Origin of the sequence: Staphylococcus sp. GDY8P72P (assembly GCF_016890655.1) — a bacterium.
GTDB classification, from domain to species: domain Bacteria; phylum Bacillota; class Bacilli; order Staphylococcales; family Staphylococcaceae; genus Staphylococcus; species Staphylococcus arlettae.
This window is the reverse complement of record NZ_JAFEQJ010000034.1, coordinates 75,489-97,165: the sequence shown is the minus strand read 5'-3', so window position 1 is coordinate 97,165 and position 21,677 is coordinate 75,489. Positions and strand designations below refer to the sequence as shown.

General features: G+C 34.5%; 19 protein-coding genes. 8 read left to right on the top strand and 11 right to left on the bottom strand.

Annotated features, from left to right (window positions below; translation table 11 throughout):
- Positions 1–624: 624 nt before the first annotated feature.
- The 9 genes from ilvA to ilvD form a co-directional block, all read right to left on the bottom strand.
- Entirely contained in the window at positions 625–1,893 is a 1,269-nt protein-coding gene (gene ilvA / locus JVU85_RS12620; protein ID WP_002509093.1) for a threonine ammonia-lyase IlvA, read from the bottom strand.
- Between the two features lie 35 nt (positions 1,894–1,928).
- Positions 1,929–2,504 (bottom strand): 3-isopropylmalate dehydratase small subunit, encoded by a 576-nt coding sequence (leuD, locus tag JVU85_RS12615; protein ID WP_002509094.1) that lies wholly within the window; start codon positions 2,502–2,504, stop codon positions 1,929–1,931.
- Position 2,505: 1 nt separating this feature from the next.
- Complete coding sequence (gene leuC, locus JVU85_RS12610) at positions 2,506–3,876, bottom strand: 3-isopropylmalate dehydratase large subunit (RefSeq protein ID WP_107376916.1); 1,371 nt, start codon at positions 3,874–3,876, stop codon at positions 2,506–2,508.
- A 15-nt stretch (positions 3,877–3,891) separates the two neighbouring features.
- Positions 3,892–4,932 (bottom strand): 3-isopropylmalate dehydrogenase, encoded by a 1,041-nt coding sequence (gene leuB / locus JVU85_RS12605; RefSeq protein WP_107376915.1) that lies wholly within the window; start codon positions 4,930–4,932, stop codon positions 3,892–3,894.
- On the bottom strand, positions 4,929–6,464 hold the full coding sequence (locus JVU85_RS12600) for a 2-isopropylmalate synthase (RefSeq protein WP_204172649.1): 1,536 nt from the start codon (positions 6,462–6,464) through the stop codon (positions 4,929–4,931). Before JVU85_RS12600 ends, leuB begins: the two co-directional genes overlap by 4 nt.
- 101 nt (positions 6,465–6,565) lie before the next feature.
- A complete protein-coding gene (gene ilvC / locus JVU85_RS12595; RefSeq protein WP_002509098.1) occupies positions 6,566–7,570 on the bottom strand; it encodes a ketol-acid reductoisomerase in 1,005 nt (334 codons plus the stop codon).
- Between the two features lie 49 nt (positions 7,571–7,619).
- The gene (gene ilvN / locus JVU85_RS12590; protein WP_002509099.1) at positions 7,620–8,093 is read right to left on the bottom strand and encodes an acetolactate synthase small subunit; all 474 of its coding nucleotides are present in this window, start codon (positions 8,091–8,093) and stop codon (positions 7,620–7,622) included.
- Complete coding sequence (gene ilvB / locus JVU85_RS12585; RefSeq protein WP_002509100.1) at positions 8,090–9,853, bottom strand: biosynthetic-type acetolactate synthase large subunit; 1,764 nt, start codon at positions 9,851–9,853, stop codon at positions 8,090–8,092. The genes ilvN and ilvB overlap by 4 nt, the downstream gene beginning before the upstream one ends.
- A 34-nt stretch (positions 9,854–9,887) precedes the next feature.
- Positions 9,888–11,576: a dihydroxy-acid dehydratase gene (gene ilvD / locus JVU85_RS12580; RefSeq protein WP_002509101.1), complete on the bottom strand. Its 1,689-nt coding sequence runs from the start codon at positions 11,574–11,576 to the stop codon at positions 9,888–9,890.
- A 475-nt stretch (positions 11,577–12,051) separates the two neighbouring features.
- On the opposite strand from ilvD, the gene tsaE reads away from it, so the two are divergent.
- The 5 genes from tsaE to JVU85_RS12555 all read left to right on the top strand — a co-directional run bounded on the left by tsaE (position 12,052) and on the right by JVU85_RS12555 (position 15,161).
- Complete coding sequence (gene tsaE, locus JVU85_RS12575) at positions 12,052–12,513, top strand: tRNA (adenosine(37)-N6)-threonylcarbamoyltransferase complex ATPase subunit type 1 TsaE (RefSeq protein WP_002509102.1); 462 nt, start codon at positions 12,052–12,054, stop codon at positions 12,511–12,513.
- Positions 12,494–13,159 (top strand): tRNA (adenosine(37)-N6)-threonylcarbamoyltransferase complex dimerization subunit type 1 TsaB, encoded by a 666-nt coding sequence (gene tsaB / locus JVU85_RS12570; RefSeq protein ID WP_204172647.1) that lies wholly within the window; start codon positions 12,494–12,496, stop codon positions 13,157–13,159. The genes tsaE and tsaB overlap by 20 nt, the downstream gene beginning before the upstream one ends.
- Positions 13,132–13,596, top strand: a complete 465-nt coding sequence (gene rimI, locus JVU85_RS12565; RefSeq protein WP_002509104.1) for a ribosomal protein S18-alanine N-acetyltransferase — start codon at positions 13,132–13,134, stop codon at positions 13,594–13,596. Before tsaB ends, rimI begins: the two co-directional genes overlap by 28 nt.
- Positions 13,589–14,614, top strand: coding sequence for a tRNA (adenosine(37)-N6)-threonylcarbamoyltransferase complex transferase subunit TsaD (tsaD, locus tag JVU85_RS12560; RefSeq protein WP_021459243.1), 1,026 nt, complete (start codon positions 13,589–13,591; stop codon positions 14,612–14,614). The genes rimI and tsaD overlap by 8 nt, the downstream gene beginning before the upstream one ends.
- 121 nt (positions 14,615–14,735) lie before the next feature.
- Entirely contained in the window at positions 14,736–15,161 is a 426-nt protein-coding gene (locus JVU85_RS12555) for a VOC family protein (RefSeq protein WP_002509106.1), read from the top strand.
- Between the two features lie 63 nt (positions 15,162–15,224).
- Here the strand turns inward: JVU85_RS12555 and JVU85_RS12550 are convergent, their stop codons facing one another.
- Both JVU85_RS12550 and JVU85_RS12545 read right to left on the bottom strand, forming a co-directional pair.
- On the bottom strand, positions 15,225–16,823 hold the full coding sequence (locus JVU85_RS12550) for a MutS-related protein (RefSeq protein ID WP_002509107.1): 1,599 nt from the start codon (positions 16,821–16,823) through the stop codon (positions 15,225–15,227).
- Between the two features lie 318 nt (positions 16,824–17,141).
- Positions 17,142–19,061, bottom strand: coding sequence for an ABC-F family ATP-binding cassette domain-containing protein (locus JVU85_RS12545; RefSeq protein ID WP_021459246.1), 1,920 nt, complete (start codon positions 19,059–19,061; stop codon positions 17,142–17,144).
- 157 nt (positions 19,062–19,218) lie between these two features.
- Between JVU85_RS12545 and JVU85_RS12540 the strand changes: the two genes are divergently transcribed.
- From JVU85_RS12540 to JVU85_RS12530, 3 genes are all read left to right on the top strand, one after another.
- Positions 19,219–19,860: a redox-sensing transcriptional repressor Rex gene (locus JVU85_RS12540; RefSeq protein WP_021459247.1), complete on the top strand. Its 642-nt coding sequence runs from the start codon at positions 19,219–19,221 to the stop codon at positions 19,858–19,860.
- Between the two features lie 279 nt (positions 19,861–20,139).
- A complete protein-coding gene (locus JVU85_RS12535; protein WP_002509110.1) occupies positions 20,140–21,234 on the top strand; it encodes a YeeE/YedE family protein in 1,095 nt (364 codons plus the stop codon).
- A gap of 20 nt (positions 21,235–21,254) precedes the next feature.
- Complete coding sequence (locus JVU85_RS12530; protein WP_002509111.1) at positions 21,255–21,479, top strand: sulfurtransferase TusA family protein; 225 nt, start codon at positions 21,255–21,257, stop codon at positions 21,477–21,479.
- Positions 21,480–21,677: the final 198 nt, after the last annotated feature.

Below are 21,677 nucleotides of genomic sequence, written 5' to 3'. Positions count from 1 at the left end.
CGTTGCCAGGCAATTATAGGATGCGATGAGCCGAGAACGAGAGGTCTATTTTTTTATATGAAAAATATACTATCTAGACCGCAAGGTCTTTATTATAAAAGTAGAAACGAGGCGAAGTGAAAGCGATTGAAGCTGACGAATGAAACTTGTGACGCAACGCGCTTACGAGAGGTAAGCAAGTCAGGAGCAAGTTGAAAGAGGATAGATGCGAACGCTTGTCACAAGCCGAAAGCCCTTAGCGCCGAAGGTAGTGGTTAACATCCCGCTAGAGTAGGACGTTGCCAGGCAATTATAGGATGCGATGAGCCGAGACCGAGAGGTCTCTTTTTTTATATCTAAAATATACTATCTAGACCACAAGGTCTTTATTATAAAAGTAGAAACAAGGCAAAGTGAAAGCGATTGAAGCTGACGAATGAAACTTGTGACGCAACGCGCTTACGAGAGGTAAGCAAGTCAGGACAAAAGGTATACAATTGCTGGAGCAATTGCATAAGTAGTACTAGTGCATTTCATGCAAAGTACTACTTTATATGAAAAAGAAAATGGTACTACTATTTTGAATAATAGTAGTACCATTTTCTTCTATGTTTATCAAAGATATTTATTTTGAAATTTTTAATGTTATATCAGTAAGGAATATAACATTTTATTTTCATTAATATAAATGTTTGATGGATCAAATTCTGTTACATTTTCTTTTAATTGTTCTAGATCACTATGATGATATAATTGAATACCGATAATAACTGTTCCTGTATTTTGTGATGATTTTTTCAAATACTCAAATTTTGTAATATCATCTTTTGGTCCTAAAACATCATTTACAAATTCACGTAATGCTCCTGGGCGTTGTGGGAAGTTTAGGATAAAGTAATGTTTCATTTCTTCGAACAGTAAAGAACGTTCTTCAATTTCTTTCATTCTATTAATATCATTATTACCGCCACTTACGATGCAAACGACATTTTTTCCTTTAATGTGTGATTTATATTGTTCTAATGCTGTGACACTAAGGGCACCAGCAGGTTCAGCAATAATTGCTTGTTTGGAATACATATCTAAAATAGTTGAACATACTGCACCTTCATGTACTTGGACGTAATCGTCGACTACATTTTTAGAAATGTCATATGTGATTTCACCGACACGAGCGACTGATGCACCATCAACAAACTTGTCAATTTCAGGTAATGTAACAATTTGGTTTTCTAATACTACTGAAGCATACATACTACTGGCACCAGCAGGTTCTACACCTACAATAGAAGTATTAGGTGAGTGATCTTTAAAATATGTGCCTACACCTGAAATTAAACCGCCACCACCAATTGCAGCAAATAAATAATCAAATTCGACATCATCTTGTTGTGCTTGATTGATAATCTCTTTTGCCAAAGTGCCTTGACCGGCAATTGTGTAAATATTATTAAAAGGATCAATAAAATTCATTTTGTTGTCTTGAGTATAAGTTAAAGCTTCTTTAAGACAATCATCAAATGTATCACCAGTTAATACGACTTCAACATTTGAAGCACCAAAAAATTTAACTTGGTTAATTTTTTGAAGTGGGGTTGTGACTGGCATAAAGATAACTGCTTTAAGATTTAATTTACTCGCGGTATAGGCTACACCTTGTGCATGGTTACCAGCACTAGCACAAGTTATACCGTTTTGTCGTTCTTGATCACTTAACGCAGCAATTGCATTATATGCGCCTCGCAATTTAAATGAACGTACCCACTGCAAATCTTCACGTTTTAAATAAACGTTACAATCATATTTAAGAGATAAATAATGATCTTTTTGAAGAGGGGTTTCTTTAGCGATATCTTTCAATTGTAAAAATGCTTCATCTATATCCTTTGATGACACTGTAGTTTTTACTGTCATAATTTTCACACCTTTGATTTAAAATTAGTAGCTGCTTAATAAGCTTTTGATTCTTCATATGATTTGATTTGTTGCTCATATTGCAATGTTACTGCAATGTCATCTAATCCTTTAACCAATTTGTTTTTCCATGTTGAATCAATGTCAAAGTGGAAGGTTTGTTCTGGTGATGTAACTGTTTGGTTTGGTAAATCTATAGTAATTTCTTGGAATTGAGCTAAATGTTTACGTGCTGCTTCATCTAACGTAATAGGGAGCATACCATTTTTTGTACAATTCATATAGAAAATATCACTATAACTTCCTGCAATAATAATATCAAAGCCATAATCTTTTATAGCCCACGCTGCATGCTCTCTACTAGAGCCACAACCAAAGTTATCTCCAGTAATCAGAATGGAAGCGTCACGATATTCTGGTTTATTGGGGTTAAAATCTGGATTGTCTGAACCATCTTCTAAATAACGCCATTCATCGAAAGCAAACGGACCAAATCCCGTTTTGGAAATACGTTTCAAATGAACTTTTGGAATGATTTGATCTGTATCTATATTATCGTGAAAGAGTGGTACAATTTTACCACTATATGTTGTAATTGGTTTTACTTCCATCTTAAACAACCACCTTTCTTACATCTACAAATCTACCATTAATTGCTGCCGCTGCGGCCATTGCTGGTGATACTAAATGTGTACGTGCACCTTTACCTTGGCGACCTTCAAAATTTCTATTACTTGTAGAAGCACAATGAACACCATTAGGAACTTGGTCAGGATTCATGCCTAAGCACATTGAACAACCTGGCTCTCTCCAATCAAAACCAGCCTCTTTAAAGATTTGATCAATGCCTAATTTTTCAGCTTCATTTTTTACAGAACGTGAACCTGGAACAACAATTGCTGTAATTTTAGGATGTACTTTATTGCCTTTCACGATTTGACTTGCTTCAATTAAATCGGAAAGTCTGGCATTGGTACATGAGCCTAAAAAGACATAGCCTAAGTCAATATCTTCAGCTTTTTGGCCGGGTTTAAGTCCCATATAGTTATAGGCACGTTCATCATTAACATCAGTTATTTCAGGGAATGGTGTGTTAAAATTGACACCCATTTCAGGACTTGTACCCCAAGTAACTTGTGGCTCTAAGTCAGAAACATTTAATTCAATGACTTTATCAAATTCAGCATCTTCATCAGTATAAAGTTCACGCCATGCATCTATATCATACTGATAATTCGTTGCGTAAGGGCGTCCTTTAACATATTCAAATGTTGTGTCATCTGGTTGCATCATGCCGTATTTTGCACCGGCTTCTATAGCCATATTACAAATAGTCATACGTGCTTCCATTGAGAGTGCGCGAATGGCTTCACCTGTAAATTCTAAAGCGTAACCTGTACCAAAATCTACACCATGTTGATTAATTAGATGTAGAATAATATCTTTAGCATAGACACCAGGAGGCAAAGTACCATTTACATCAATTTTTAAATTTTTCGGTTTTGTTTGCCACAAACTTTGAGTTGCAAAGACATGTTCAACCTCACTTGTACCAATACCGAATGCAATGGCACCAAAAGCGCCGTGAGTGGCAGTGTGGGAGTCGCCACACACAATTGTTTTTCCTGGTTGAGTTAATCCTGTTTCTGGTCCTACCATATGCACTATACCTTGTTCATCTGAACCCATATCAAAGATGTGAACACCAAATTCTTTAGCATTCTTTTGCAATGTAGTTATTTGTTTATTCGCAATCTCATCTTTAATATTAAAAATATCAATTGTAGGTACGTTATGATCCAAAGTAGCATATGTTAAATCAGGGCGACGTAGTGTTCTATTTTGTAGCCTCAAACCTTCAAATGCTTGAGGAGATGTAACTTCGTGAATAAGATGCAAATCAATATATAATAATTGAGGTTCACCTTCTTTACCCGTTAACACATGTTTATTCCATACTTTATCAAAAAGTGTTTTACCCATACGACATCTCCTCCTTTAAAGATTTTCTTTTACAAAATTAAATATGTCAGAAGTAGTATACTGACCTCCAAGGTCTGTTGTTGTTTTACCAGTTTTAATCAAAGTATAAATGATATTTTCTAAGTGTGTTGCTGCATCATCTTGGTTTAAACTTTCACGTAAACACATAGCCACTGAAAGTAACATACCGAATGGATTGGCTTTATCTTGACCTGCAATATCAGGTGCTGAACCATGGATAGGTTCATAAAGACGTGTGCCTTGTTCACTAAAACTAGCTGATGGTGATAATCCTAAAGATCCAGGAATAACAGATGCTTCATCACTTAAAATATCACCAAATAAGTTTTCAGTAACGATGACATCGAATTGTGACGGATTTACTATTAGGTGCATAGCGCAAGCATCAACGAGTAAATGGTTTACTTCAACATCAGGATAGTCTGCTGCTACTTTATTAACGACTTGGCGCCATAATTTACTAGATGATAAAACATTTTCTTTATCGACTGAAGTTAACTTTTTGTTTCTTTTTTGAGCTAACTCAAAACCAACACGAGCGATACGTTCAATTTCGGCTTTAGTGTATGTTAGTGAATCGACGGCTTGATTGTTATCCCAATGTTTAGGTTCGCCAAAATAAATACCGCCAGTTAATTCACGCACAATTACAAAGTCTGTACCTGCTACTTTACTTTCTTTAAGTGGTGATAAATGGCTAGTCCCACCTGTCACTGTAGTAGGGCGAATATTAGCAAATAAGCCTAATGCTTTACGGATACCTAATAAACCTTGTTCAGGTCTATTAGCTGGATCTGTCCACTTAGGACCACCAACTGCACCTAATAATACAGCATCAGCTTGTTGGCACGCAGATAATGTATTATCTGGAAGGGGTGTACCATGATTATCGATAGCAATTCCACCAAAGTCATGACTTTCAAGTTCATAACTAAAATTAAATTGTTGACTTAACTGTGATAAGATTTCTAATGAACCTGACATAATTTCTGGACCAATACCATCACCAGGCAATGCTATGATTTTATAACTCATGAATGAATACCTTCTTCCTTAGAAATATCTGCAATATATTTGGCTTGTGCTTCGACATATGATTTACATGACGCTAATAAAATATCATGATCGATACCAACGCCAGATACAATTTGATTACCGATTTTTAATTGTACATGTACTTCAGCTTGAGCATCAGAACCTTCAGTAACTGAATCAATAGAATAATCTAGTAGTTCAGTTTCTCTGTCGAAGATGCGATCAACGGCATTATAAACAGCTAAGATAGAACCTGTACCGATACTTGAATCTTGGTAAATATTGCCATCTTTATCTTTAATGACGACGACGGCGCTTTGTAAACCATTAGAAACAAATTGTAGTTGTAATGTTTCTACTTGATAAATAGCACTTTGTTCATGTGATGTACCTTGAATTAAAGCGTGAATATCTCTCTCAGTTACTGCTTTCTTTTTATCAGCGATTTCTTTAAATTGCTTAAATAATACTTTTTGTTCATCTACATCGATATCGTAGCCAAGGTTTACAAGTTTTTCAGCAAATGCATGTTTACCAGATAATTTACCTAGTGGTAATTCAGTTGTTTTAACACCAACGAGTTGTGGTGTCATAATTTCATATGTTTCAGGGTTTTTTAACACGCCATCTTGATGGATACCTGATTCGTGACTAAACGCATTTTGACCAACAATTGCTTTATTTTTTGGAACTCTAATACCAGCATAACGAGAAATCAAATCGGATGTTTGTTTGGTCTCTGCTAAATTAATTTTGGATTGATTGTTATAATGATCTTGGCGAACGTAAAGGCCAAGAGCAACTTCTTCAAGAGCTGTATTACCTGCACGTTCTCCAATACCATTAATAGTACCTTCGATACGCTTGGCGCCATTTTCAATTGCAGCCATACTGTTGGCAACGGCTAATCCTAAATCATCATGACAATGTGCACTGTAAATGACTTCATGATCTGTTTTAATTGTTTCAAGAAGTGTTTTGAAAATTTTTCCATATTCTGATGGATAGCTAAAACCTACAGTATCAGGAATGTTAATAACACTAGCACCGGCATCTACAGCTGTTTGAACACAATCAATTAAAAATGGTAATTCTGTTCGTGTTGCATCTTCTGGTGAAAATTGAACTACATCGAAAAAGTCTTTGGCATATGCAACATGCTCTTTAATTGAAGCTAATACTTCATCTTGTGTCATTTTTAATTTTGATTCTAAATGTATTTGACTTGTTGCAACAAATACATGAATACGTGGTAACGCAGCTTTTTTGGTTGCTTCATATACAGCATCAATATCTGATTTTACACAACGCGCTAAACCACATACAGCAGTAGTTGATAATGCTTCAGATATTGCTTCAACTGATTGAAAACTACCTGTGCTTGAGGCAGGGAACCCTGCTTCAATTATATCGACTCCCCATTTTTCTAATTGCTTTGCTATCTTTAACCTCTCATCGAATGAAAAACTAACCCCCGGCGTTTGTTCTCCATCTCTAAGTGTAGTATCAAAAATTTGAATATGGTTACTCATTTTCAACATCTCCTAACAATATATTATCCCGTTAATCTAACTAATTCGTAACATCTGAGATAAGAATTGATATCTCAGATGCTATGAAGTTAATTAGTCATTTATTTTTGAATGCTTTTAGATTTAATGAAAGGCATCATTTCACGTAAATCTTTACCAACTTTTTCAATTTGATGACCGTGTTGTTCTTCTCTTAATTTATGGAATTCATTAAAGTTATTTTCGTTATCTTTGATGAAGCGGTCACTGAAGTTTCCTGCTTGGATATCAGTTAATACTGCTTTCATATTATCTTTAACATCTGGTGTAATAACACGTGGTCCAGATACGTAATCTCCAAATTCAGCTGTATTGGAAATTGAATAACGCATGTTTTCCATACCACCTTCATACATTAAATCAACGATTAATTTCATTTCATGTAATACTTCGAAATAAGCAATTTCAGGTTGATAACCAGCTTCTACTAATGTTTCGAAACCTGATTGAATTAATTTAGTTACACCACCACATAGTACAGCTTGTTCACCAAATAAATCAGTTTCAGTTTCTTCTTTAAATGTAGTTTCTAATACACCCGCACGTGTAGCGCCAATTCCTTTAGCATAACTTAAAGCAATATCTTTAGCTTCACCACTAGCATCTTGTTCGATACCGATTAGGGCAGGGACTGCACTGCCTTCAGCAAATGTACGTCGTACTAAATGACCAGGACCTTTAGGTGCAACTAAAAATACGTCAACATCTGCAGGTGGTTGAATTACGTTAAAATGAATATTGAAGCCATGTGCAAATACTAGTGCATTATTTGGTTCCAAGTTAGGTGCGATTTCTTCCTCATAGACTTTACCTTGAATTTCATCAGGTAATAAAATCATAATGACTTCAGCTTGTTTTGCTGCTTCAGCTACAGGAAATACTTCAAAACCATCATCTTTCGCTTTATTAAATGAGTTACCTGGGCGAATTCCAATGATCACGTCATAACCATTATCTTTTAAATTTTGTGCATGTGCATGACCTTGTGAACCGTAGCCGATAACTGCAATTCTTTTACCTTGTAGTGCATCTTTTGTTACTGATTGATCATAATAAACTGTTGTCATAATAAAATCCTCCATGTGTAATTAAAATAAATTCGAAATTTTCCGAAAATTAAATGATTCCTGCTGAACCTGTTCTTGCAATCTGTTCAATACTATATGATGATAGATCATCTAATAAATTGTCCATCGTATATTGAGGACCTGAAGCTTGAAGGTAAGTATAATCCGCTTCTTGCTTCAATATAGATACTAGCGCATCATATGGTTGAATTACTTTGTATAATTCTGACTGATCAGAAGGGGTTTGTAACTTTACTAATACTAACTCTCTATTGTAGGTGTTAGTATCGGTAATGTCTTCCACACTAATGATGTTAATTTGTTTTTCGAGTTGTGTTAGTAAGTTTCTTAAAACGTCTCTGTCTGGCACTTCTGCTACAAATGTAATATCTGATATACCTTCTTGTAAGGTTGGTGTTGCAGATAGGTTGACGATATTGAATTGACGTCTTACAAAAATACTAGTTAAGCGGTTTAATGTACCAGCTTTGTCTCTTACTCTTGTGCGAAATGTTCTTCTCATTCTAAGCCCTCCATTTCATGATTCGGTTTACCAGAAGGAACCATTGGTGTTACAGGTTCAATAGGTGAAATTCTAACTTCAATTAATGCTGGACCTTCATGTGCAAAGGCTTCATCTAATTGAGATTCCAATTTTGTAGGATCATCTATCATAAACCCTTTAACATTATAGGCTTCAGCCATTTTTATAAAGTCAGGTTGGCCATTAAATACCGAATGAGAAAAACGTTTATTAAAGAACTTATCTTGCCATTGTTTAACCATACCTAAAGTACCGTTATTGATAATAACAATTTTTATATCTAGACCATATTCTTCAAGAATGGCCATTTCTTGATTTGTCATTTGGAATCCACCATCGCCCACAAAAGCTACTACTGGTTTTTGTGGTTCAGCTAACTTAGCCCCGATAGCAGCTGGAATGCCAAAGCCCATCGTACCTAAGCCACCACTCGTTACCAATTGGCCATGTGTTTTAAATGGATAATATTGAGCAACCCACATTTGATGTTGACCAACATCTGTAGTTACTATGGCATCACCATTTGTGATCTCACCGATATACTGAATTGTACGTTGTGGCTTAGAGAAATTATCTTGATCATTTTTATAGCTGAAAGGATATTGAGCCTTATTATTAGAACATGTAGTAAGCCACTCATCATGTTTAATTGAATAACTCTCAAATGCAAGTAAAGCTTCGATTGTTGCTTTACAATCAGCAACAATACCTAAGTCTGTTTTAATGATTTTATTGATCTCTGATGGATCAATATCGATATGCACGATTTTGGCATTAGGTGCGAATTCATCTGGCTTACTTGCGAGTCGGTCGTCAAAACGACTACCGAAGTTTATCAATAAATCACATTCTGTTAATGCTATATTACTGGCGTATGAGCCATGCATGCCTCCCATACCTAAAAATAGGGGGTGTTCATATGGTATTGAACCAAGACCTAATAATGTTGTTACGACTGGTAACTGATGTCGGTTAACAAATTCTGTGAATACGTCATTAGCTTGTGCATGATTAATACCAGCACCACCTAAAACTAGTGGTTTTTTAGCTGTTTTAAGGTAATCACGTAATTTTTGAATTTCATCAAATTTAGGTTCATTAGCTACCTTATAACCTGGCAAGTCTAAGTTTTCGCTGACTTGAGCATTAGTAGAAAGGATACCCATATCTTTAGGGAAGTCTATAACAACTGGTCCTTTTCTACCTGTATTAGCAATATGGAATGCTTCATGAATAATGGTAGGAATATCATTAACATTTTTTACTTGATAGTTATGTTTAGTTATAGGTGTAGTCATAGATAATAAATCTGCTTCTTGGAATGCATCTTTACCAATACCAGCTGTTGCTACTTGTCCAGTAAAGACTACTAATGGTAATGAGTCACTGTAAGCATCAGCTATACCAGTAATTGCATTAGTTGCTCCAGGTCCACTTGTTACTACTACTACGCCAGTTTTACCGGACACACGAGCATAACCTTCAGCTGCATGTGTTGCACCTTGCTCATGTCGTGCCAAAATATGTTGGATTTTTCCATCATAAAATGTGTCGTATAAAGGTAGAACGGCACCACCTGGATAACCAAAGATAAAATCTACATCTTCATGTACAAGTGAGTCAACTAACAGTTCAGAACCTGTTTTCATTTCATCAAGTGTTTCTGTTTCCAGTTCTGTTTGTTCATATTCTTCATTGGGTTCATATTGTTCTATTGCTTCAGGTTGGTCTTTATACATCGTTTCAACATTTTTAGCCATTTTCATCCACTCCTTAAATGAGATTTTCGGGCACTTGCATTACGCCACCTGTATTTGCACTAGTTACTAAAGCTGTATATCGTGCTAAATAACCTGTTTTTACTTTTGCTTTGAATTGTGGGACATCTTGCTTACGTGCTTCTAAAATTTCTGTTGAGACATCGACGTCTAATGTTCTTTCGGTTAAATCGATAACGATGTCGTCGCCATCTCTAATTAACCCAATAGGTCCACCTGAAGCTGCTTCTGGTGAAATATGACCAACAGCAATGCCTCGTGTTGCACCTGAAAAGCGACCATCTGTAATTAGTGCTACATCTTTACCTAAGCCACGACCTACTATAGAAGAGGTTGGTGCTAACATTTCTGGCATTCCTGGACCGCCTTTTGGACCTTCATATCTTATAACTACGACATGACCTTCGCGAACTGTGTGGTTATCAATAGCTTCTACAGCTTCGTCATGTGAATTGAAACAAATCGCTTTCCCTTTAAATACTTTAATAGAAGGGTCGACGCCACCAACTTTGATGACTGCTCCATTTGGTGCTAAGTTACCGTAAAGTATTGATAAACCACCTTGTTTATCATAAGGATTGTCTAAGCGTCTAATAACATCAGCGTTTGTTATTTCTTTTCCTTCATTATTTTCACGTAATGTCTGACCAGTTACGGTAATACGATCTGGATGTAATGTACCTTCTTTTTTAAATAATTCATTGATGATGGCTGGAACGCCACCAGCTTCGTGTACATCATGCATTGAATAAGATGAGCTTGGTGCGATTTTAGATAAATAAGGTGTTTGTTTTGCTATTTCATTAATACGTGTTAAATCGTAATCAATACCTGCTTCATTAGCAATTGCTAATGTGTGAAGTACAGTGTTTGTTGAACCACCCATTGCCATATCTAAGGCGAAAGCATCATCAATTGCTTCTTTAGTAACAATGTCACGAGGTTTAATATCATTTTTTATATTGTCTACAAGTTTAAATGCTGCTTCTCTAATCATTTCTCTACGTTGATCACTTACTGCTAATGCAGTTCCGTTATATGGGAGAGCTAAACCGAGAACTTCCATTAAGCAATTCATCGAATTTGCTGTAAACATGCCGGAACAAGATCCGCATGTAGGACAAGCATTTTGTTCCATATCTAAAAACTCATCCTTTGTAATTGAACCATCTTTAAATGCGCCAACCGCTTCAAACATTGATGATAATGTAAGAGCTTTACCTTGTGATGATAAACCTGCTTTCATAGGTCCACCTGAACAAAATACAGCTGGTACATTCGTTCTAACTGATGCGAGTAACATACCAGGCGTGATTTTGTCACAGTTTGGTATGTAAAAGACGCCGTCAAACCAATGTGCATTTATGACTGTTTCTGCAGCATCAGCAATGACTTCACGTGATGGTAGGGAATATCTCATTCCAATATGTCCCATAGCAATACCATCATCGACACCGATTGTATTAAATTCAAATGGTATAGCACCGGCTTCTCTAATGGCTTCTTTGGCTATGTCGCCAAGTTCTCTAAGGTGTACATGCCCTGGAACAATATCGATATATGAATTACAAATCGCCACGAAAGGCTTGTTCATATCTGTTGGTTGTTGTAAAGCACCTGTTGCATGTAAAAGACTTCGTGCTGGAGCTTGGTGATCTCCTTTTTTAATCATGTCACTTCTCATTGTGAATTCCCCCATAAAATTGAAAATAAAAAAGCGTCCCAATAAATTATTGGGACGCTTTCCAGTCCCATTCAACTAGAAATAGGACTTAAACTTTTAGTAAATTGATACTAAAGCTCCAGTCCTATAAGCATAATAAAATGACTAAAATATTTGAAGTTGTTGGTTTATTTACTGTTGTATTATAGGTCATCTTATTATGCTCCTTTCCGTTTGAATGGTTAATATATTAGTTGTTTGAATTATCTAAAAATTTGATAAATTAAATTTACTACATCGCCGGAATGATGTCAATGATTATTTTGAATTTTCTTTCAATTCTTACAATTATCTTTTTTTAATTAAACGGTTTACATTAAAGTAAAAGTAGTAAAAATTTGTTAGAATATAAGAGTTAATTATCAAAATAGCAAATATAAGATATGATACAGCTAAACATGTATTTTATATTCTGACAAATAGTAGGTGTAAGTGAATGATTAAAATAACAAATTTGGAAGCAATGGAAGCTTTTGGTAATGCTGTAGCTAAACATCTCATTGCAGGAGATGTTGTATTGTTAAATGGCGATTTAGGAGCAGGGAAAACTACTTTGAGTCAATTTATTGGTAGGGCATTAGGCGTTAAACGCACTATTAATTCACCGACTTTTAATATTATCAAGTCGTACAAAGGCAAGGACTTAAACTTTCATCATATGGATTGTTATAGACTAGAAAACGCTGAAGAAGACTTAGGTTTCGATGAGTATTTTGAAGATGAAGCAGTAATACTAATTGAGTGGAGCCAGTTTATAAAGCCGTATTTACCAGAACAACATTTAACAATCAATATAGATGTAGACAATGAATATGAACGTACAATTCAACTCGTTGGTACAGGAAAACATTATATTCAAATTAAGGAGGAGGTAGAACATGAATTATCTGTTGATTGATACTTCAAATCAACCACTTTCTGTAGCGGTTATGCAAGATGATCAAGTATTAAGTGAACTTAATTCTAATGAAAAAAAGAATCATTCGGTGCAATTAATGCCAGCTATTATCAAAGTATTACAAAGTGCACATGTAGATAAAAAAGACTTAGATGCTATTGTTGTCGCTGAAGGTCCAGGTTCATATACTGGATTACGTATAGGTGTTACAGTAGCTAAAACATTAGCTTATGCCTTAAATATAAAGCTCTATGTAGTATCATCTCTAAAAGCTTTAGCCGCAACAGTTTCAAAGACAAATCAATTGATAGTTCCTATTTTTGATGCTCGACGCGAAGCAGTTTATGCTGGAGTATACTATTATGATGATAATCAGTTACATTGTGCTTTGAATGATCAATATATAACGATTGAAGCGTTATTAAACCATTTACATGATCTGCAGCAATCATATATTTTTGTCGGAGAAGATAGCGAAAAATTACAAGATTTACTAGATGCAGAATTTATCGCGAATTTACCGCAAGCTAAAACAATGTATTCATTAATAGATACCGTACCTAATGATGTATATACATTTAAACCTAATTACTTAAAAATATCAGAGGCTGAACGTAATTGGCTAAACCAACAAAACAAGAATTAACAATCAGACCTATGGTCAAAGCTGACGTACCTCAAGTGTTCGATATTGAACGACATAGTTTTAATGATAGCTCATGGACGATTGATGCTTTTTATCATGAACTTGAAGCAAATGAATTCGCTCATTATTTTGTAATTGAATACAACCAACATATATTAGGTTATGTTGGAAGTTGGATTGTGATAGATCAAGCACAAATTACAACAATTGCCATAACAAGTGACTATCGTGGTTATGGGTTTGGACAATTGTTATTAAATTATGTCATTCAATTTTCACGCAACAAATGTGACACATTGAGTTTAGAAGTCAGGGTCGAAAATGCAGTGGCACAGCATGTTTATCAAAAATTAGGTTTTCAGTACGGTGGCAAGCGGAAAAATTATTATGGTGAAGGTGAGGATGCATTAGTCATGTGGGTGAATTTAAATGAATAATGAAACGTTAATATTAGCAGTAGAATCTAGTTGTGACGAAACAAGTATTAGCGTCATTCAAAATGGTACTACTATTTTAAGTAATATTGTATTGAGTCAAATAGACAGTCATAAACGATTTGGTGGGGTTGTTCCAGAAGTTGCTAGCAGGCATCATGTAGAAGGAATAACTACTACTATTGATGAAGCATTGAAGGACGCTGATGTAACAATGGAAGATATTCATGCAGTTGCTGTGACACAAGGACCTGGCTTGATAGGCGCATTACTTGTAGGTATCAATGCGGCAAAAGCGTTAGCATTTGCATATGACAAACCATTGATACCAGTGCATCATATTGCAGGACATATTTATGCCAATCATCTTGAAGAACCATTACAATTTCCTTTAATCGCACTTATTGTATCAGGTGGCCACACAGAATTAATATATATGAAAGACCATTTGAATTTTGAAATTATTGGAGAAACACGTGATGATGCAGTAGGTGAAGCCTATGATAAAGTAGCACGAACGATAGGTTTAAGTTATCCAGGCGGCCCGCAAGTTGATAAATTGGCTGCAACAGGTAACGATACGTATGATTTTCCACGCGTATGGTTAGATAAAGAAAGTTATGATTTTAGCTTTAGTGGTTTGAAGAGTGCAGTGATTAATAAGTTGCATAATCAACGTCAAAAACAACAAGAAATTAATATTGCCGATGTTGCTACAAGTTTTCAAAATAGTGTTGTAGAAGTATTAGTAGGTAAAGCACTTCAAGCATGTGCAGATTATAATGTCTCGGATTTAATTGTCGCAGGAGGCGTTGCCAGTAATAAAGGTCTCAGAACTGCGTTGACTGAGCAATGTGAACAACAAGACATTAAATTATCTATTCCAAGCGTCAAGCTATGTACAGATAATGCAGCAATGATAGGTGCGGCTGGCCATTATTTATATCTTGAAAATAAATATGCTGATATGACACTTAATGGTAATAGTAGTTTAGATATCGAAATGTTTTCAATAGAATAGCGTCAACAAACCTTGTAATGTCATTGATATATGACTTACAAGGTTTTTTATAAATGAATAGATAAAATTTGGGTATTTATAGTACTAGATATACTACTAATAATATAAGGGGAAATGTAAAATGAAAACAATACAATATTTTAATTTTAAAAATAGTTTAGCAGCATTGAACTTTTATGAGCAACATTTAGGCGCGGCAAATATTCATCGTGTAGGTGGCGATGATGAAATGTTTAAAGATATGCCAGAAGAATATCAAGTTGATGGAGATTTTACTATGCATGCAACTTTTGAAATCTTAGGACAAACATTTTATTGCAGTGATACTTGGAAGAATAAAAAAATTGATAACAGTGGTGCGATAGTAACATTTACCTTTGACTATAATAATGAAGATGAACGTCAACAAGCAGTAACATTTTTCGAAAATGCAATTAACGGTGGTTGCGTGGCTACAATGGAATTGGGACAAACAGAGTGGTCACCACTATATGGGATGTTTAATGATCCATTTGGTGTCACTTGGATGATTAGTGCAGAAGAATAATAAATTAAAAGAACCGCTTCTGATCTTTATTTTATCAGAAACGGTTCTTTTAATTTGGGGTTGTTAGCGATGCTCAACGTTGTTTTTAGCGCGTTCATAAATTGGAGTAGGGAAGTCGGTGATACGTAAAAGTTCTATCGCGTTACGAGTATTAGCTTTACCTGACTTAATAATAAAATCAAAGTGTATTTCATTATCACTAATAGTTTCGTTAAAATGATAATTTTTATAATCGGGTTGTAATAATGACGCTAATTCAATATCATGTGTTGCTGCCATTATCCGAGTATTAGGTTGTTGATTTAAATAACGTAATACTGATTCTGAAGCGGCAATACGTTCAGAAGTATTTGTACCTTTGAAAATTTCATCAATAAAATAATATCGATAATTGTTATTTTGACCATTAAAAAGACGACGAATTGCTTTTAATTCAGTCATAAAATAACTTTCTCCAGAAATAACGTCATCTTGGTTAGCCATTGAAGTAAATACCGAACCAGGTTTGTACTTAAATTTATTAGCTGTAACGGTTTGCACTGTTTGAGCAAGTATTAAATTTAATGCAATTGCCTTCATATAGGTTGATTTGCCAGAAGCATTGGAACCTGTTAATAGCATTTGAAAATCAATCGTTAACGTATTAGGTACGGCATTGGTCAGTAATGGATGGGTTACATCTTTAGACTCGATCATAAAGTTATCAGTAATTTCAGGTGTTGCATAATAATCTAATGTCTCACGCCACAATGCGACTGAATAATGATTATCTAAAGTTGCAATATAGTCATAGCAAGCTAAAACTTCAGCTTCATATCGTTTATAACTATGTTGAATTAAGTGGAAAATATGATAATCCACCATAAAGGCGAGTTTAAATAATAACATAATAGAAAATGCGTCATTATTAGAATTTGCACGGCCTAACAACCAACTAAGCTTACGTGATGCTGTAAAATGTTTGAAGTTAACATCGAGAGGTGGCAAGCCTTCTAATTTATGTAGTTTATAGGCTTTTTGAATTACCGATGCTGTATAATACATAGAATTTAAATTTTGTTCGAATGTTTTGCGTAATGAACCACTTAATACAAAATTGAGTACAATAAACATCAATGTAACAATCGTGCCAATTTTAAAATCAATAAAGAGTAATAACAAACCAACAAAGGGTAGATAAGTACAATACATAAAGACAGTTTGACGTTTAACCGGCGCTAATTGGTCTGGGTAAATAGGATAGATTGACTTTCCAATTAAAGCAAGATGGTAACTTACAGTTTCTCTAATATATGAATTGGACTTAAACAATTGGATTAATGACTCATTATCAACAGTTGTCATATTTCTTAATGTACTATACAACCGCATTTCGCCAATAGCAGTAAAATTAAAATTCATACGTTTAAATAATTTAGGTAGATCTAAATCGAACCATGTTTTATCATCGATAATCCTATCTTGAAGCTGTGATGTTTGGTACGTTTCAAAGTAATATGCATATCGATGATATGGACGAATAAATGTTTCTAAAGATTTTTGTAATTTCCATAATAGTGAGATTTGTTGTTTCAGCTTATATCTGTAAATGATATCACTCATAATAATAACGATAATACTAAAACAAACAACCGCTAAAGCGGCCCATAAAAATGATGGCATAAAGAAACTCCTCCAGCGTTATGATAATGCATTAATTGAAGTTTATCATAGTGAATTTAGGTATGCATTGACCGTTTTTGTCAATAGAGAACGTGCGTACTTATCAACAATTAGTGTATAAGTTGTGTATAACTAGTGGTTAAAGCTGTGCATTGTTAAAAAATGTATGGGATAATCCTAAGTAGAATTTACATTTTACTTGTGGATAACTAGGATAACTCTGTGGATAGCTTTTGTTATAAGGTTTTAAATGTGAATAAAAAATAGAGGAAGTAATGTGGATTACTTCCTCAGAAAATAAAACTATATAGAAACAAATCACTTTTCTTGTAATTCTTCCCATAACTCTAAAGCCTGTTCTAATTGCTGTTCGGTTTGTTGTTTTTCAATTGCAAGAGCATTTGCTTTTTCAGGATCGCTATATACTTCTGGTTGTGTTAACTGTACATCAATGTCGTCAATTTGCGCCTCATAGGTTTCAATATCTTGTTCGCATTGTTCAATTTGACGTGTGATTTGACGTTGTAACTTTTTTTGTTCTTTTTGTGACGTATAGTTATTTGTTGTAGTATCGTGTTGTTCAGTAGCACTGTCATTGGTTGCTTGATGTTGTGCTAAAGCTTGTTGTTCTTCAACTTTATCTAAAAAGTATTGATAGTCACCTAAATACAATTGCCCACCTGATTCATCAATATTCAAAACTTTATTGGCAAGTTGATTGATGAAATAACGGTCATGTGAAACAAAGAGTATAGTGCCTTGGAATTGACTTAAGGCTTGTTCTAACATTTCTTTTGAATCTATATCTAAGTGGTTAGTAGGTTCGTCGAGTATTAAAACATTGTTTCTTTCTAACATTAGAAGAGCAAGTTGAAGACGCGCTTTTTCTCCACCAGATAAATCATTAATGATTTTTTTGACATCTTCTTGTACGAATAAAAATCGCCCAAGCACTGCTCGTATATCTTTTTCATTCATAGAAGGATATTGATCCCACACGTAGTCGAGAATAGTAGCAGTTGATTTGAATTCAGCTTGCTTTTGATCATAGTAACCTATTTTAAGGTTTGCACCAGTTGTTATCTTTCCTCCTAATGCAGGTTGTCGTTCGGCAATCGTTTTAATTAATGTTGATTTACCGATACCATTAGGACCAATAATTGCTACATGGTCTCCTTTAGTTACTTCCAAATCAATAGGTTGCGTAATGGGTTGTTCATAGCCAATGGTTAAATGCTTAATATGGAAAACATCATTGCCTGTATTACGGTCAAAATCAAATTGAATGTTAGCACTACGTGCATCAAGTAAGGGTTTATCAATACGTTCGATTTTTTCTAACATTTTACGACGACTTTTGGCCATTCCTGAAGTAGAGGCACGAGCAATATTTTTATCTACAAAAGTTTCGAGCTTTTTAATTTCAGCTTGTTGATTTTCATACTCTTGCATGCGTTTTTCATAATATTTATCACGTTGAGTGATAAATTGACCATAATTTCCGACGTAATGTTGCACGTCGCCTAACGCTACATCGTATATTTGTGTTACGATTTTATCTAAAAAGTAACGATCGTGACTAATTATAATGATGGCGCCTTTAAAATAATTCAAATAACTTTCTAGCCATTGTGTTGTTTCCATATCTAGATGGTTAGTAGGCTCATCAAGTAATAATAAATCAGGATCTTCAAGAAGCATTTGAGCTAAAGAAAGACGTGTTTTTTGACCACCACTAAAATCATTGATAGGACGATTAAAATCCTCATCAGTAAAATGTAAACCATGTAGCACTGTTTTGATTTTACTTTCATATTGATAACCTTCTAATTGTTCAAATCTATTTGATAAATTTTCATATTTTTCAATATGTGCTTTATAGTCATCACTCTCATATTCAGTTGCATGTTGTGCCAACCAATGCGTTTCTTGTTGCATTTGTTGTTCAATTTCCATTACCTGTTTAAATGGTTTTGACATTTCCTCAAAAACTGTCTCATTTGTGTCTAGTGTCATTTGTTGTGTCAAATAGCCTAGTTTTAAATTTTTGATTTTGGAAATATGTCCAGAATCATAACCATCAACACCAGCAATTATTTTCATTAATGTAGATTTTCCCGCACCATTTCGTCCAACAATACCAATACGTTCACCTGTTTTTACTTCGAAATTTACATCATTGAAAATATCTTTTCCATCGAATGATTTTGACACATTGTTTAATTGTAATAATATCATTTGATTCGCACCTCTCTAATACTTTATATTCTACCGTATAACGGCTATTGAGAAAACAAGGATTGTTTATTTTTAAATATTTATCATGTATAATATTGTAGTAATTGTACATACAAAATTAAGGATATAATCCAAGTATTATTAGGGGGACAAGGTTTTGGCTAATCATAGCGATAGAATTCCTCGAGCGACGTTAAAACGTTTACCGTTATACTATAGATTTGTTAATACATTAAAGTCAAAAGGTATAGACAGGGTGAACTCTAAAACAATTAGCGAAGGATTAAATATCGATTCAGCGACGATTCGTAGAGACTTTTCGTATTTTGGAGAATTGGGTAAAAAAGGATATGGTTATAATATAGACAGCCTGTTGCATTTCTTTAAAAATGAGATAAGTAAAAATAATGAAATTAAAATTGCCATTGTAGGTGTAGGTAATTTAGGTAAAGCGTTATTGACGTATAATTTTTCTATACATGATGAAATGACCATAACAGAAGCTTTTGATATTCGTGATGAAATAGTGGGTCAACAAGTAGGTAATATTGTTGTTAAACATTTTGATGAGATGCAAGAGACATTACAAAATGAAGCTATCGATGTAGTGATTTTAACGACACCTGAAACAGTAGCCCAACGAGTCGCTGATCAACTTGTAGAAGCAGGTGTTAAAGGTATTTTAAACTTCACGCCAAATCGCGTTAGCACTCCGAATGATGTGCAAGTTCATCATATTGATTTAGGTATTGAACTACAATCATTACTATTCTTTATGAAAAATTATGGTAATAAATAACTGTTTTAAGAGGCTGGGACAATATTGATTGTCCTAGTCTCTTTTCATTTTGGTAGTAGCTGACTGCATTGAAAATGCGCTTTAAATCAAGCTTTTTTCAACGCTAGTCATCCTTGCCGGGGTGGGACGACGAAATCATTTTTTCAAAATCGGATTTCTGTCCCACTCCCTTTATATTTTAGAGTTACAAAATTATTACAATTTGCGCAAACTATTGAAATTTATAGTGAAATTTTATATTATTAATCTTATTGACTTAATCGGAAAAGAGGAGATAAAGTGATTTGGTTAATTGTTAGTGGACTAATAGTAGGAGCATTATTAGGATTTGTAATGCAAAGAACACGCTTTTGTCTAGCCGGTGGCTTTAGAGATATGTATATACAAAAAAGTAATAAGATGTTTTATGCATTACTAATTGCTATTTCAATACAAAGTATTGGGCTACTTATTTTGACATCTACAGGAGTAGTCCAAATACCTGAATCAAGTTATCCAATTATAGGAACAATTATTGGTTCATTTATATTTGGAATTGGCATGGTATTGTCAGGTGGCTGTGCTACAGGTACTTGGTATCGTGCAGGTGAAGGATTGATAGGCAGTTGGATTGCCTTAGCATTATACGCTGTAACGGCAGCAGTAACTAAATTTGGTTTGTTATTACCTGTAATGAATGGCATTAACAAACCAACTACGGTTAGTACAAGTATGTCTCAAACAACAGGTATTCCAACTTGGGTTTGGGTAGTTTTATTAGTTGCAATTACTATCTTTTTTGTAGTGAAAACATTGCGTAAACCTAAATCAAAAGTAGCAGTACCAAAATTAAAACAAAAATTTACAGGTGTACGTTACTATCTATTTGAAAAGAAATACCATCCATTTATTGCAGCAATTGTTGTCGGATTGATTGCATTGCTAGCATGGCCTGTCAGTGAATCTACAGGACGTATGTATGGTTTAGGTATAACAACACCATCAGCTAACATTGTGCAATTTTTTATGACTGGTGATGTAAACCTGTTAGACTGGGGAGTGTTCCTAGTATTAGGTATTTTCTTTGGTTCGTATATCGCAGCTAAAGGTTCAAGAGAGTTTAAATGGAGACTACCAGATAAAAAAACCATTAGAAATAGTGTCATTGGGGGCGCTTGTATGGGATTTGGTGCGTCAGTAGCCGGTGGCTGTTCAATAGGGAATGGCTTAGTAGAAACTGCGACTATGTCATGGAAGGGCTGGATAGCACTAGCTTCTATGATTTTAGGTGCATGGTTTATGAGCTATTTCATCTTTATCAGACCAATGAAAAAAGCACAGCGAGCAACAACACAAAGTAATGCTCAAGTAACGACTCAAACTCAAACAACATAATTATTAAGGAGGATTGTTTTATGGTACATGAACTTGGAACAGTAGGAATGGTTTGTCCATTTCCATTAATTGAAGCTCAAAAGAAAATGGAAACATTAACAACTGGTGATGAATTGAAAATTGATTTTGATTGTACACAAGCAACAGAAGCATTGCCAAACTGGGCTGCTGAACAAGGTTATCCAGTAACAAACTATGAACAATTAGATGATGCTTCTTGGACAATTACAGTTCAAAAAGCATAATAACATAAGAGACTAGGACAAAATTGATTCGTCCTAGTCTCTTTTTATATTGGCATTAGTGCATCGCTAGCTTGAAGCAATTATATTTAAAATAGTTCTCCAAGGTAATGAAGTTGAAGAGAGTCAGCATAAATACTTTAAAGGTTCTGTTCTATTTATAAATCGATGTATTTTTATATTTTAAGCGATTACAATATG

What these genes read in the sequence shown, in the direction of transcription:
- tsaE (WP_002509102.1), top strand. Translation starts at nt 12,052, where the DNA reads ATGATTAAAATAACAAATTTGGAAGCAATGGAAGCTTTTGGTAATGCT.
- ilvC (WP_002509098.1), bottom strand. Translation starts at nt 7,570, where the DNA reads ATGACAACAGTTTATTATGATCAATCAGTAACAAAAGATGCACTACAA.
- ilvN (WP_002509099.1), bottom strand. Translation starts at nt 8,093, where the DNA reads ATGAGAAGAACATTTCGCACAAGAGTAAGAGACAAAGCTGGTACATTA.
- ilvB (WP_002509100.1), bottom strand. Translation starts at nt 9,853, where the DNA reads ATGTATAAAGACCAACCTGAAGCAATAGAACAATATGAACCCAATGAA.
- leuC (WP_107376916.1), bottom strand. Translation starts at nt 3,876, where the DNA reads ATGGGTAAAACACTTTTTGATAAAGTATGGAATAAACATGTGTTAACG.
- JVU85_RS12545 (WP_021459246.1), bottom strand. Translation starts at nt 19,061, where the DNA reads ATGATATTATTACAATTAAACAATGTGTCAAAATCATTCGATGGAAAA.
- leuB (WP_107376915.1), bottom strand. Translation starts at nt 4,932, where the DNA reads ATGAGTTATAAAATCATAGCATTGCCTGGTGATGGTATTGGTCCAGAA.
- JVU85_RS12600 (WP_204172649.1), bottom strand. Translation starts at nt 6,464, where the DNA reads ATGAGTAACCATATTCAAATTTTTGATACTACACTTAGAGATGGAGAA.
- JVU85_RS12550 (WP_002509107.1), bottom strand. Translation starts at nt 16,823, where the DNA reads ATGCCATCATTTTTATGGGCCGCTTTAGCGGTTGTTTGTTTTAGTATT.
- ilvD (WP_002509101.1), bottom strand. Translation starts at nt 11,576, where the DNA reads ATGAGAAGTGACATGATTAAAAAAGGAGATCACCAAGCTCCAGCACGA.
- JVU85_RS12530 (WP_002509111.1), top strand. Translation starts at nt 21,255, where the DNA reads ATGGTACATGAACTTGGAACAGTAGGAATGGTTTGTCCATTTCCATTA.
- leuD (WP_002509094.1), bottom strand. Translation starts at nt 2,504, where the DNA reads ATGGAAGTAAAACCAATTACAACATATAGTGGTAAAATTGTACCACTC.
- JVU85_RS12555 (WP_002509106.1), top strand. Translation starts at nt 14,736, where the DNA reads ATGAAAACAATACAATATTTTAATTTTAAAAATAGTTTAGCAGCATTG.
- ilvA (WP_002509093.1), bottom strand. Translation starts at nt 1,893, where the DNA reads ATGACAGTAAAAACTACAGTGTCATCAAAGGATATAGATGAAGCATTT.
- tsaD (WP_021459243.1), top strand. Translation starts at nt 13,589, where the DNA reads ATGAATAATGAAACGTTAATATTAGCAGTAGAATCTAGTTGTGACGAA.
- tsaB (WP_204172647.1), top strand. Translation starts at nt 12,494, where the DNA reads ATGAATTATCTGTTGATTGATACTTCAAATCAACCACTTTCTGTAGCG.